Annotated in this window: 11 protein-coding genes and 1 other RNA gene; 6 read left to right on the top strand and 6 right to left on the bottom strand. The window is 41.4% G+C overall.

The features are described 5' to 3' along the window. Nucleotides 1-91: 91 nt before the first annotated feature. The 4 genes from rnpB to C900_RS17820 form a co-directional block, all read right to left on the bottom strand. Nucleotides 92-505: RNase P RNA component class A (gene rnpB / locus C900_RS28635), an RNA gene on the bottom strand. Nucleotides 506-614: 109 nt separating this feature from the next. Then, nucleotides 615-1016 (bottom strand): type III secretion system chaperone family protein, encoded by a 402-nt coding sequence (locus C900_RS17830; RefSeq protein ID WP_009581522.1) that lies wholly within the window; start codon nt 1014-1016, stop codon nt 615-617. 50 nt (nt 1017-1066) lie between these two features. Continuing rightward, the gene (locus tag C900_RS17825; protein ID WP_009581521.1) at nt 1067-1948 is read right to left on the bottom strand and encodes a DUF2279 domain-containing protein; all 882 of its coding nucleotides are present in this window, start codon (nt 1946-1948) and stop codon (nt 1067-1069) included. Next, nucleotides 1935-6530, bottom strand: a complete 4596-nt coding sequence (locus C900_RS17820; protein WP_051052886.1) for a translocation/assembly module TamB domain-containing protein — start codon at nt 6528-6530, stop codon at nt 1935-1937. Before C900_RS17820 ends, C900_RS17825 begins: the two co-directional genes overlap by 14 nt. A gap of 11 nt (nt 6531-6541) precedes the next feature. Here C900_RS17820 and tsaD point away from each other — a divergent pair, with 11 nt between their 5' ends. From tsaD to C900_RS17790, 6 genes are all read left to right on the top strand, one after another. After that, the gene (tsaD, locus tag C900_RS17815) at nt 6542-7546 is read left to right on the top strand and encodes a tRNA (adenosine(37)-N6)-threonylcarbamoyltransferase complex transferase subunit TsaD (RefSeq protein WP_040497037.1); all 1005 of its coding nucleotides are present in this window, start codon (nt 6542-6544) and stop codon (nt 7544-7546) included. Nucleotides 7547-7553: 7 nt separating this feature from the next. Continuing rightward, nucleotides 7554-7952 carry a thioesterase family protein gene (locus C900_RS17810; protein ID WP_009581518.1) on the top strand — a complete coding sequence of 133 codons (399 nt, stop codon included), beginning with the start codon at nt 7554-7556 and terminating at the stop codon, nt 7950-7952. Between the two features lie 95 nt (nt 7953-8047). Continuing rightward, on the top strand, nt 8048-8515 hold the full coding sequence (smpB, locus tag C900_RS17805; protein WP_009581517.1) for an SsrA-binding protein SmpB: 468 nt from the start codon (nt 8048-8050) through the stop codon (nt 8513-8515). A gap of 5 nt (nt 8516-8520) precedes the next feature. After that, nucleotides 8521-9312, top strand: coding sequence for a C40 family peptidase (locus C900_RS17800; RefSeq protein ID WP_009581516.1), 792 nt, complete (start codon nt 8521-8523; stop codon nt 9310-9312). 50 nt (nt 9313-9362) lie between these two features. Further along, nucleotides 9363-9869 (top strand): HNH endonuclease, encoded by a 507-nt coding sequence (locus tag C900_RS17795; protein ID WP_040497036.1) that lies wholly within the window; start codon nt 9363-9365, stop codon nt 9867-9869. A 205-nt stretch (nt 9870-10074) separates the two neighbouring features. Next, nucleotides 10075-10413: a single-stranded DNA-binding protein gene (locus C900_RS17790; RefSeq protein ID WP_009581514.1), complete on the top strand. Its 339-nt coding sequence runs from the start codon at nt 10075-10077 to the stop codon at nt 10411-10413. A gap of 337 nt (nt 10414-10750) precedes the next feature. Here C900_RS17790 and C900_RS17785 read toward each other — a convergent pair whose 3' ends face one another. Beyond that, entirely contained in the window at nt 10751-12100 is a 1350-nt protein-coding gene (locus tag C900_RS17785) for a sensor histidine kinase (protein ID WP_009581512.1), read from the bottom strand. Further along, nucleotides 12090-13484, bottom strand: coding sequence for a sigma-54-dependent transcriptional regulator (locus C900_RS17780; RefSeq protein WP_009581511.1), 1395 nt, complete (start codon nt 13482-13484; stop codon nt 12090-12092). The genes C900_RS17785 and C900_RS17780 overlap by 11 nt, the downstream gene beginning before the upstream one ends. Nucleotides 13485-13751: the final 267 nt, after the last annotated feature.

Genomic DNA, 13751 nt, shown 5'->3' with positions numbered 1-13751 from the left:
TGATGGTATAATGTCATTATCCACAAAATCAACTGAAAGTTGTTGGAAGCCTCGGGATGACTTTGACTTTTGAGACACCTTCCAATATTAAGAAAAATACAAGCCTGTAAGCCGGGTTCTGTCCTCCCGATGTAAATCGCGATGGCCCATCATTTATCTGGTCCCGGTATCACTACAGGGATCTATCGATCTACCCATCCCGCTTATTTCCGAAGAAAATCAGACGAGCAGCCTAACAGCCGGTGATACACCAGCTAGCGGGACTTATTTGATCTTTCAACTCGTAAGGTTTACCATGCCCCCTTGGTCACCCTCGGGGCGGTGAGCTCTTACCTCACCTTTTCACCTTTTCCCCCGATAGCTATCGAAGGTAGTTTATTTTCTGTGGCACTTTCTGTTACTGACGCTGCCGTCAGCACCTTCCTGTTAGGAAGTACGATGCTCTGTGTTGCCCGGACTTTCCTTCCTCCGATGAAACCCGGAGAACGATAGGCCGGCTTGTATTTTATTTTAGTACTTTGACGAAAGTAGCATATCAATGATTTGTAAACAATAAAAAGGCCTGCTTTGATTCAAAACAGGCCTTAATTTTTTAGATAACCCAGTTGCCAATCTTAATGGATATCTTCACCGGTCATCTTAAATTCATATTCATCAGCCACATTGGCTACTTCCTGTATGATTTCTTTTAATATGTCTTCTGTGGCGGTTTCCACGAAGCTGGACGCCTCTACATGGATAAAGCCTTCTGCTATTGCAAATTTAGCATGATTGAGATTGCCATTTTCTTCCAATAACAATTTAAGGTCCATATCCTGGGAATATTCGCACACTTTCGAGACGAATTCTATCCCAAGTCTGTTATTGTAACGAGCGCTGTTTTTTAACTTTCCCAGCACCGTTTGAAATCGTTCATCAGGCAGGGGAACAATAATAATAGATGTTCTGCTATCATATTCAGAGTACTGGCCACCGATCTCTTCGGCATAATTTTGCATAAAAGCATTAAGATCCATACCAATTTGTTGTTTAGTTTGTAGAAACAATTTAGGAAAAATATTGACTTCTAATAAGCATAATGGAATTTAAATTCATTCTTTGAAAACTCTAATGCGGGAGCGGGTAAATGCACCATATTAATGATGTACAGCAACGTGTTGATCAGCTTGGATTTTGTGCGATATTCATTAAAATCGAAGTCTATTGCCAGGTAATATTGCCGCCTTGGAGCATATCCGGCTTCTATGTTGGCAGCGTCCTCTGCATAGATGAGATCATGTGCCCCATAGCCTAATGCAATATTAAACCATTTGGGGACTTTAGACCCTCTAACAAACCGGGACAGATCAACAGAGATCCAATAAGTTTGCCCATTGTAATCTTTTAATAACTCTTCCGGAAGATTTTTACCCAGGACGGCCGGCCTTTCCCGGGGGTATGAAGTGGTTTGAAAGGAGAATTTTGGATGTAGGCGAACTTCTTCCCAGAGTTTTTGCTGGCCATAAAAAAATGCAATGCCGGCGCTATTAGCAACAAAATCTCCGATGGATGCACCATATGCCGTGGAAAAACCGTCAAATACTTCCACAGAAGAAAGGGCCAGCAAACTGGCTAACGAACCATAAAGTAATGACTTATCGTTGCCAAGCCCTGCCCATTTTAACCCATAATAACCCGCAGAGCTGATTTGAAAGGCAGCATAAAAGTGACCGGCTTTATCCACTTGTTTCCATTCGTTGTTATCATTGAAAAAGTGGAATGATGAGCGTGCATGGTCTGCATACCAAAGCTCATTAAGGGCGACCATGGACAAAGCATACGTAGCTCCGGCAGTGATTATCAGTGGCTTTAACCTGTTTTGACGGATACTGTCAGCATACTGGCTTTTTGCATCAAAGGTGAATAGAGAACATAGGACAAAAAGGATGTATATTTTAATCTGTTTCATCCTCCTCATCTTTTAAAGTCGCCTTGCCCTGTGTGTCTCCCGGGAGATCTTTATCGGGGTCCTGCTCCGGGTCGGATTGACTTTCTTCCATTTCTTCTTTCTCTCTTTTTCTTTTTTTGAAAAGGTCTCTCAGCTCATTGAAGCTCTGCGTATGAGTAATGCTAAAACCGGTGGTAATGGTGTTCTGATTTTCCCTTGTGGGGTTAATGGGGTTGTAATTTGTACGGTTATACATCTTCGCTCGAAATTTTCCATCAGGAGTCAGAACATATTCGAGCGTCCAGTCTCCCGCCACACTGGATATATCGGTCCGGTTTTCCTGGTTTGTGAAGCCACCATCTCTTGTTACCCTTAATCTGCCATCCAGAAAAGTATAGGAGAGACGCAGTTGAAATGTATTATACGCTTCTTCATCAAGTTTATCGAAATCTACGTCAAAGTCTATTTCAAGATTTTCATCTACCTGGGTGATCCAGTAGCTCAGTTGGTTGGAGAGCAGTTCACTCACACTGCTGGTTAAAGAGCCTCCGGTGTTAAATGATTGCAATGGTGAAAATCTCCTTAATACAATTAGGCTGAATACCTGCCTTTTTAATTCCTGCTCGTCTATACTGTTTTTGAATTTGAGAAATTCAAACTCGAGGTCTACAGTAGGGCGTTCTGCTACTTCAATATTTCTGGGTAAATTATTAGCTATGATATCAAAATTTACTGTTGGGGAAAGGAGTGGTCCATCTATATCCAGAAACACTTTTACCGGATATTTTCTTTTGATCTCCACTACATCTTCATACACCTTGTCTGCCTCCTGCCGGATGAGCAGCGGTAGTAAGGTAGCTAACTGATTATAGGTGGCATTGATATCCAATATACCCTGGTAGGGATCTCCATACCACGAAATTTTACTTCCGGGCAATATTTCAAATTCTTTATTAATGATACTGTATAAAGTAAAATTATAGCCTCCTTCCTGTATATTAAAATCTCCAAACATATTAAAATCACCTTTGGTATCAATTTGCAGCTTAATATCACCATTTCCACGCCCGCGGATGATGTCACCGGATTTTATATCAAAAATAATCTCACAATAAGCATCCGGTGTGATGTTGAGGTCGAAGTCCAGTTTCAGGCCTCTTAGATCTACCCTGCTGACTTCATTAATATTTACAGCATCAGTAGTGTCTTTGAAGTCAATGAAATTGATATAATCTTCTTGTTCAATACTTTCAGAGTCTCCGATCGGTATAAAAATTCTTGTGCCCTTTTCTGTCTTTGCATTGGCTATGATATTCATGTTATTAACGGGACCAAGGAAGTGAATTGACCCGGTGGCTATCCCTGTACCATAAAAAAGGCTATTGTCGGAGCTGGTGGTATTTAGTACCAGAAAATTATCCAGGTATCCACTGATATCTATATAGAAATCTTTAAAGTTTTGATGCGTAACAACCCCTGCCATGGCACTGGTGTTTCCCTGGCTATCGGTCACTTTTATGTTGTTGAAGCCAAGTTTGTTTTCTTCGAAGAAGAAGGCGCCATTTACCTTGTAATTTGTTTTGAGATAGTTAATATGAACAGCTCCTTCTTCAATAAATCCATCACCTCGAATGACGGGCTCCCCGGGTGATCCGGTAATAGCTAATGCTCCTGATGCTGTGCCTTCTATTTTTGTAAAATAGTGTTCGATAAATGGTTCTAATATTTTTAGTTCTGTTTTGTCCAGATGAGCGGTGAGGTTTAACTGGTCGGGGCCTTTGTCCGGGGTATAGGTACCCTTGATCTGTAATATCTTACTTTTTAGCCGCTCTACTATGAAGTTAAGTTCAAATTGTTTTTTATTGTTATTCCAGGTATTGGTACCCTTTACATCTCCGATCAGGAATTCTTCTATTTTAAATTTCATTACTGACAGATTACTTTGAACGTGCGGGGTTTGATAGTAGTTGCTAAGGTTGGCAAAACCATTGATCGTACCTGATAATTCTTTGTTAAAAATGGTATTCAGGTTTTCGAGCTTCAGGCTGTCAATGTTTAATATCAGTGCATTTTCGGTGTCTTCTGATATTTGACCATTGAGGGATATGCTTTGGTGTTCGTTATATACCTTTAAGTCCTCAACGGTAATTTCTTTTCCATCGATAGTTATTAAATTGTCCTTCTGGATTTCCCATTTTTTATCCAGTATTTGCAAATCTGATGGTTGTAGTCGTATCAGGGTTTGATCGGGAAGGAAATCTATGGCCCCAAAAAGGCGAGCGTAGTTGGCATACCTTACCTGGTCAATATCAAACTCAAAGTCAATATGCATATTGTTCCATATGCCTTCAAGCATCATATCTCGTGTTTCCACATTGGCAATTGTCTGGTTTTCCGAGGCCAGGTATACCATAGCAAGTACACTGGTACTGTCTGCTATCTTAGAGATATTGAGCTGCAGCTCGTTATTGTAGAAGCTGTCATTTTTGAAAAATACGGTATCCAAATGGGTATCCATTGAAATAATGGACGTGTAACCACCAGTAAGATTACCGCTTATGGTGCTGCCTTGTGAGATAAACAGATCAGGAGCAATCAGTTCGAATAACGGGTTAGGGTCTTTAACATCAATTGTATAATCCAGGCTATAGTTGGCATAATTGGTTGCGTCTTTTTGCTTATAATAAGACGTTAACGCTTCCTTGTCATTCTGAAGGTTAAGCCTGTATTCATAGAGTAGTCTTTTAAGGTCTTTATACACTACTGTATAATCAAATTCTCCTTCTGCCTTAAAGTTGAGCAAATTGGTTTCCAGGAGTAACTGCCTTTCACCACTTTTTTTTCTGGAAGTCATACTTAAAGAATCGATTTGCAGAGTATTATCCCTGTAGCGGATCAAAGAGTTGCTAAGATTTGCAATACCCACTATGCTGTCTACTTTAAGACCGCGGGCATTGATATCTATTTCACTGCTTAAAAAAATGTCTTCCCCCGAAAGGTTGAGCGGCTTTAACAAGGCTGTATCAAGATCGGCTTTAATATTAAACAAATTAACATCTTTTCTAAGGTCAATAGAACCAGTTGCTGTTAGCTTCAGGTTAGGGTCGTTAATGTTAATAAAGCCCTCAAAATATTCCTTGGCAAAATGGGCGTCAGTCTGAATATCAGTATATTCATAATCTTTAATACCGATCTTGTCGATGTAGCCCTTTAATTCAAAATCTGCATCTTCGAGGGTTACTCCTGATCCCTTTATTTCCCCGCGCATGGAAACCCGGCCGAGATTTGCATTCTCTGTATAACCACCCATATCAAAATTTTGCATGTACAATTTCCCGTTATAGGTAGATTTTGTCACATCTTCTTCCAGTTTGAGGTTAATATCCGATATTATCCGTCCATAATCTGTAAAGAAATCTCCATTGGCAACAAAGTCATTGAAAAACCCCAGGAACTCCGCGTTAAAACTGATCTGACCAAAAGGCTTCAGCCGAACATAAGTCTTTTCTTTAAGGTAGTTTTTAAGGTCAGTGGTTCTTACATAAGAATTTGTAAGGTCAAAATTGATAAAAGTCTCCTCCAGGTCCGGCAGGCCAGTCATTCGGATCTTACCTCTAAGGGCGGTTCCCTCTCCAAACTTTAAATGAGCGTTATTAATAGAGAGGGAGCTTACCTTACCTGTAAAATCCCCTGAGACCTGATAATATTCGTCAAACCTGCTGAGTACCGGTGCAAACAGACCCAGGTCCTTACTATGAAGCCTGGTATTGTCGAGGTGAGCGTCAATTGTAACTTTGGAATTAAAATCACTAAGGTCCAGGGTACTGCTATATTTAAAAATTATAGTATCCTTTATGGTGCTGTTACCCGCTTTTATATCCAACCCCCTAAATTCCATAGCGCTTTGGCTTACCCTGAAAGAAGAAGTCATGTGCTTTATATCCAGGTGAGTGGAGGTTTCATTAGCGGTAAGGTCCAGTACCTCGAGGTCTAGCGTGTCAGCTATTGACGAAAGACCACCGAATTCGCCATTGATATTGACAAGTTTAAAATGATGATAATCAAAACCTGTTTTAATAGAGTCTCGTTCCTGGTCGTAATAGGTGAATGATGAGTTTTTTAATGTAACATGATCAACCGATAAGTATTGACTTGATTGGGTTTGTTGTCTTATTTGGGCCTTGATCCTACGTATTAGTTCATTGATATTTAATGTAGTTGCAGAGTCGTCAATAGTGATTTTGGTAAGAAATATGTCTGCTCCTTCAATGGTGACTGCATCTATATTATGATTGGCTTTATCGAGTACAGCCTTGACCCGAAAATCTATGAGCACGTCTTCCGCATATAATAGACGGTTGTTTTCAGGGTCCACCACACTAAGACCTTGTACATTTATTTCATCGAACCAGTCAATGGCTATACGTTGGATTGAAATGTCATAACCGGTTAGCTCTGAGTAATGTTTGGATGCATAATTGACCAGTTTTGTTTGGATATAGGGCACCTGTATAGCCCCGATTACAATGGCTAAGAGAAGGAAAATAGAGAGTAAAAACCAAAGTATTGCCTTAACAATACGTTTTTTAATAACTTGCGCCAAAATTGATAAAAATGAATCCTACTATCCTTGCCATAGAATCATCATGTGACGAAACATCTGCTGCGATTATTAAAAATGGCAAAGTACTTAATAATATAATAGCAACGCAATCTGTACACAAAAAATATGGCGGAGTAGTTCCCGAACTTGCATCAAGAGCTCATCAACAAAATATCGTGCCAGTTGTACAGGAGGCTTTGGATGCTGCCGGGATTACCAAAAAGGACCTGGATGCAATAGCTTTTACCAGAGGGCCGGGGCTGCTGGGAGCGTTGCTGGTAGGTACCTCTTTTGCTAAGTCTATGGCCATGGGGCTTGATATACCTCTCATAGAGGTCAATCACATGCAGGCGCATATCCTGGCCCATTTTATAGATCAGCCCCACCCAAGGTTTCCCTTCCTATGCCTGACGGTCAGTGGTGGGCATACACAAATAGTATTGGTAAAAGACTATCTGGAAATGGAAGTGATCGGTGAGACGCAGGACGATGCAGTGGGAGAGGCTTTTGATAAATCGGCTAAGCTTCTCGATCTGCCTTATCCCGGCGGGCCTTTGATCGATAAATATGCTCAAAATGGTAATCCTGAAGCATTTGTCTTTCCTGATACCGAAATGCCGGGACTAAACTTCTCTTTTAGTGGAATTAAAACAGCCTTTTTATACTTTTTAAGAGATAATAAGGCTAAAGATCCGAAGTTTGTTGAGAATAATATGGAAGACATTTGTGCCAGCTTGCAGTATAGCCTGATAAGAATGCTGATGCAAAAACTAAAACGAGCCAGCAATGAGACTGGTATCAGAGAAATAGCTATAGCCGGGGGTGTTTCCGCTAATAGCGGGCTCAGACATGAGTTGCAACGACTGGCGGGTGAAAGGCAGAGGCATATTTATATTCCTGATTTTCAATATTGTACTGATAATGCCGGTATGATAGCCATGGCCGCCCATTATAAATACCTGAATAAGGAATTCAGTCCATTGGATGTTAGCCCTATGGCCAGAATGAAAATGTAACTGATGTATGAAAAAAGTTTTTGCTCCCGGGGATAAGAAGAAATATTCCTTTGTGGTAACAAAAAATGATGTTGCTGCTTTTAATAATGAGGTGGTGCATGAGGTGTGCTCTACGTTTGCCCTGGCGAGGGAAATAGAGTGCTCTACAAGACTTTTTGTTTTGGATATGAAAGATGCCGATGAGGAGGGGATTGGCACACGATTGGAAATTAATCATAAGGGACCTGCCTTTGTTGGCGAAACCTTAGAGATAGAGGCGACCGTTATGAGCTTTGAAAAGAATGAACTCTTATGTACTTACAAGGCAAGCGTGGGTGGGAGGCTGATTGCTGAAGGCATTACCGGACAGAAAATTTTAAAAAGAGAGCGTATTTCGCAAATTTTTAGCACAGTACAAAGAAAGTAAATCTTTGATAATAAGGGCAGAAGCATGGCGTTTTACAGACAAACAACACCATTGGAAGTTGAAAATCATAAATATTATCTACCTTTGAAGGAATTATGACAAAAGAAAAGGCTAGATTTTCCAATAATATTAATATAAAAAACCGAAAGGCAAGACACGAGTATGAGTTTGTGGATACTTACGTGGCCGGCATTGCCTTGAAGGGAACGGAAATCAAATCGATAAGAGAAGGTAAGGTGAACCTGATGGACGGATATTGCTATTTCAACAGAGGCGAACTTTATGTGAAAGGCATTCACATTTCCCCCTATTCTCAAGGGTCGTTTTATAACCATGAAACGACAAGGGAAAGAAAGCTGCTCCTGCATAAAAAGGAGTTGACAAAGATAGAAAGTCAGATCAATGAAAAAGGCCTCACTATCATACCAGCCCGCTTATTTATTAATGATAGAGGTTTGGCCAAGCTGGAAATAGCTGTTGCTAAGGGTAAAAAACTCCATGATAAGCGAGAGAGTATTAAGGAAAAGGATGTTAAACGCGAGTTAGAGCGTATAAAATACTAGTTGGAATGGAGATAGGAGAGAAAGGCATATCCAGGTTAAGTGTTATTCCTGTAAGAGCCGAGCCCGGCGATAAAAGCGAACAGGTAACACAGCTATTGTTTGGTGATCATTACACAGTGATCGAAATATCAGACGATAGCAAGTGGATAAGGGTAGAGATTTATTTTGATCGTTATCAGGGCTGGATAGACAGGAAGCAACATTATACGATATCAGAAGCTTACTTCAACCAGATCAATAGTGCGGATTATAAGATATGCACTGACCTGACCTCAAGTATACTTTACAATAAGCATCATATCAGCATAGTAGTAGGTAGTATTCTGCCTATTTCTACCAATGAGTTATTCAAAATGGAGGAGCAGCTCGCCTTCAATGGTGAGAGCAAAAGCCTAAGCCAGAAGAGGGAGTTTGACTTCATGAAACAAGTCGCTCTTAAATATCTGAATGCTCCTTACCAGTGGGGTGGACGATCTCCTTTTGGTATTGACTGCTCAGGATTTACTCAAAATGTGTTCAGAATATGTGGCTATGCTTTGCCCCGCGATGCATCACAACAGGTGCGTATTGGCACGGCTGTAGAATCAGTGGATGATTGCCTGCCGGGCGACCTCGCATTTTTCTCGGGTGAGTCGGGAAACATCACCCATGTAGGCATAATTTCAGAAAATGGAGAGATTATTCATGCCTCTGGCAAGGTGAAGATGGATGAGCTGGATTCGCGAGGTATCATTGAGGCTCATACTCGACAATTAACTCATCAATTATCCTCCATAAGGCGTATTATTAAACAATAATTTATATTACCGGTTTTGTTTTCATTAGATATTGGGGTTATCTTAATAGAATGAACCGGAAGGTATTGGTGCTGAATCAGGATTTTAGTCCTATATCGGTTTGTACAGTTCAGCGAGCGTTTTTACTTACCTATCTTAAAAAGACTGAGCTTGTGGAGGCCGCTAATGGATACAAGTTGAACAGTGTGTCCAGGAGCTTTCCTATGCCCTCCGTTATCCGGTTGACGAGGTACGTTAACATTCCATACAAAGGCGTAGCACTTACACGCCTGAATGTATTCAAGCGAGATAATTTTAGCTGCCAATATTGTGGTACTGACCGGGATCTGACGCTTGATCATGTGTTGCCACGATCCAGAGGCGGGCGATCACTCTGGAATAACCTGGTGACGGCATGTAAACGTTGCAATGCCCGTAAAGGAGATAACACCCCTGATGAGGCTGGGACCCCACTGCGGATAAAGCCTTTCCGCCCTAATTACGTTATGTTTCTACGCGATTTCTCAGGCTTTCATTGTGATGAATGGAAGCCATACCTGAATGGAAGAAAGATTTAATTAAAATCTATTTCTCTTGTAACTATTTGATTTCAAGTGTATTATTCGTTTACAAACATTTACAAATGTAATTTAAGCGAATACAAGCATTTATCATACAACTACCGCTTCCTTCCTCTCTTTACTTTGTGTCAACGAATTCGATGAAAACATTATTTATCGACTTATAACAAGTAAAATGTTTAACTATTAATTATTTATTATCATGAAAAATTTAAGAAACAGCGTACAGTTAATTGGAAGACTAGGCAGGGATCCTGAAGTGAAAAATCTGACCAGCGGAAAAATAATGGCTACGTTTTCACTAGCAACATCAGACAGCTACAGGAATTCGGACGGAGATAAAATCGAGGATACGCAATGGCACAATATTGTTGTTTGGGGAAAGAAGGCAGAGATTGCTTCTGAATATCTGAAGAAGGGTGCGGAAATAGCGATAGAAGGCAAGCTGCAGCATCGCTCTTACGAAGCATCCACTGGAGAGAAGAAATACATTACTGAGATCAATGTAAATGAGCTGTTGATGTTAGGAGGGAAGAAGTAGGGGACCCCACCCCTGCCCCTCCGAGGAGGGGATTTTCTGCTGGCGCTGCTGGTGAGAGTTGAGTGTTATCGGATGGTTTTGAACCCCGTTGGGTAGGATCTTTGTAAAGTATTATGCTGCTTCAGCGGCAATTGATGGAACTTATGGACCATATCTACCTGTCCCTTTCAACCCACGCACCTGCTACAAAAGCAAAATATTAGATGTGCTATAGCGGCAGTAATAACCATCACACCCAACATAGCTCATTACCGACAGTTTCTATCAAACTCCCTATGAAACGTTGTCCCAAATCCCCTCCCGGGAGCTCCCGGGAGGGGTAGGGGTGGGTAAAACCTCAAAACGTCAAAGTAAAAGTAGTGGCCACATTGGGCTCAGATTCAACAGTCAGTGTGCCGTTGTGGAGCTGCATGATCTGGCGTGAAAGGCTCAAGCCGATACCGGACCCCCTCTTTTTTGTAGAGTAGAAAGGAATAAATATCTGGTCCAAAGCTTCCATGATAATGCCGTGACCGTTGTCGGTAATCGATACTTTGACATTTTCATCTTCATTGAGCATGGCTTTTAGTGTTATCCTGGGTTTTTTAACCTCTTCAACAGCCTCTATTGCATTTTTTAATAAGTTGATCAGGACCTGTTCAACCAGCTCCTCGTCCATTGGCAATTCGAGTTCGGGATCTGTAATAATGCAATCGAACTCGATCTGCCCTCTGCGAAGCTCGATTTTCATGAGCTGAGAAACATGCTCCAGCAAATGGGCCAACTTAACCGGTTTTACCTTAGGCAGAGGTATGGAGGTATAGTCTCTATAAGCATCTATAAAGCGGATCAGCCCCTGGCTTCTGCTTTCGATCGTTCCCAGGCCGTCCTGCAGGTCTTCCACGGCCTCCTCATTAAGTTCATATTTACCTCCAATCTCCTGTAGATCTTCTATCAGAATATCCTTCATGGTTGATGTGAGCGATGCAATGGGAGTAATAGAGTTCATGATCTCATGCCTGAGCACTTTTGTAAGATTTTGCCAGGCTTCAAGCTCTTTCTTTTGAAGTTCCGGCTGAATATTCTGAAGTGCTACCAGCTTAAATTTCTTTGCTCTCAATATTAGCTCAGTGGCATGCACAGCCAGTTGTACGTCTCCTTCACTCCTTAGCAAGGTACTTTTCCCGGCGGGAAGATCGAAAAGCGCTTTATATATTCGTGATTGCTTTTCTATCAGCTCATCGATATTTCTTAACCTGTCGGTTTTTAAAAATTTCTTGGCTGTGGCATTCATCAATCCTACATTGCCTTCCTGATCAAAGGATATCAGGCCGGTGCTTACATGTTCAACAATGGTGTTGAGGTACAGCAGGTGCTCTTCTTTCTCTGAACGTGCTTTTCTAAAAGCCTCGAGTACCTCGTTAAATGCCAGGTTCAGGTCTTTAAAGCTTTGGCCGAGGTTGTTATCTGCAGAAAATCCGGATACGAAATCAGAATATTTAACTGATTCCAGAAAGAGGGTAAGCTTGCGGTTAGTCCGGGAGATAAACCGGTAAAGTTCAAGTAGTTCTATCAGAATAACACCGCCTACCAGCACTGATGTTATGATCATTTCTTCCCGATACAGAGAATAAATGAAAACGGCCATGGTGAGGCCCAATATTACCACCCGAAAAGCTACCCGAACCCTAAAGTCTTTAAAGCCCATATTTCTCCAACCTGCGGTAAAGTGATGATCGCGTTAATCCTAATTCTGACGCTGCCTGAGTAATATTACCATTATATTTTTTTAATACCTTCCTGATCAGGATTTTTTCTACATCTTCCAGTTTAAATTGATCCAGCATTACATTGTCACCATCAACCGTACTATGGGTTTGAGTATTGAGGTTAAAGTCTTCCGGTTGCAGCACTTGTGAATTACTCATGATCACCGCCCTTTCAATGGCATGCTGTATCTCTCTGATATTTCCGGGCCAGGTATGTTTTTGCATTCTGCTGATGGCGGCATCGCTGATCTTGCTTACCAGTTTGCCATACTTTTGGGCATAATGCTCCAGAAAATGATTTGCCAACAGTGGAATATCCTCAAGGCGATCTCTCAATGGAGGAAGCTCTACCTCAATGGTATTTATCCTGTAAAGCAGATCCTGGCGGAATTTATTTTCTTTAACCATCTCATACAAGGGCATATTGGTAGCACAGACTAACCTGATATCTATGTTGGTTTCTTTGTTGGAGCCAACCCGGCTTACACGTCTGTTTTGTAGTACAGTTAATAGTTTTGCCTGAAGGGGCATGGAAAGGTTCCCTATTTCATCTAAAAAGAGGGTGCCGTCATTGGCAATTTCGAAACGGCCAGCTCTGTCTTCCTTGGCATCTGTAAATGCCCCTTTCTTATGGCCAAAAAGCTCGCTTTCAAATAATGTTTCGCTCACTGACCCTAAGTCAACGTTGACAAAAACCTGATCTTTACGGGCTGAATTATTGTGTATAGCACGCGCTACCAGCTCTTTACCCGTTCCATTTTCCCCCAGGATGAGTACATTGGCATCGGTGGCAGCTACCCGGTCTATGGTTTCAAACACTTTATGTATGGCCGGGCTCTTGCCGATTATATCCTGATAGCGGGTGTTGATCTGCAGGTTGATCTGCTTTTGTTTTGTTCGGAGATCCTCCACTTCAAGCTTTGTTTCCCTTAGTTTCATAGCTGAATAAAGAGTAGCCAGCAGCTTCTCATTCTCCCAAGGCTTGAGAACGAAATCTGTGGCGCCTGCTTTTATGGCTTTAACGGCCATCTGTACGTCACCATATGCTGTTATAAGCACAACCACAGCCGAAGGGTCAATTTCCAGGATCTTTTCCAGCCAGTAATACCCCTCTTTCCCGCTGGACACGTCTTTTGTGAAATTCATATCGAGCAGAATAACATCATAATTTTCGTTATTCAGCAGGGTGGGAATGGACTCCGGATCCTTCTCCAGGTCTACTTGTTGGAAATGCCTTTTTAGAAATATTTTAGCGGCCTTTAGCAAGTCTTCATTATCGTCTACTATTAAGATCTTTCCTGTTTTACTATTTTTTTCTACCATACTAAGTGTTTTTTCGGATCAAACCAGCTAGTAACAGACAAAGTTGATACCGTTTATGACCCATTTTATTGCAATTGCCCAATTTTCAGCAACAAAGCAGTTATTTTAATAAAAAACCAATAATGCCCCTACAATAGTACGCAAAAAATGTTCGGTGGCGGACGGTTTCGTCCATCAATGAACGCTGGCGGACTGTGAAAAACGTCTGGTGGTGGATTTAAACCGGTTCGTGTTATTTGGCACACTTGTTGGCAAAGTGGTTATGAA

The sequence above is a fragment of the Fulvivirga imtechensis AK7 genome (assembly GCF_000331535.1).
GTDB classification, from domain to species: domain Bacteria; phylum Bacteroidota; class Bacteroidia; order Cytophagales; family Cyclobacteriaceae; genus Fulvivirga; species Fulvivirga imtechensis.
Note: the sequence above shows the minus strand (reverse complement) of the source record. Positions and strands in the feature narration are given on the sequence as shown.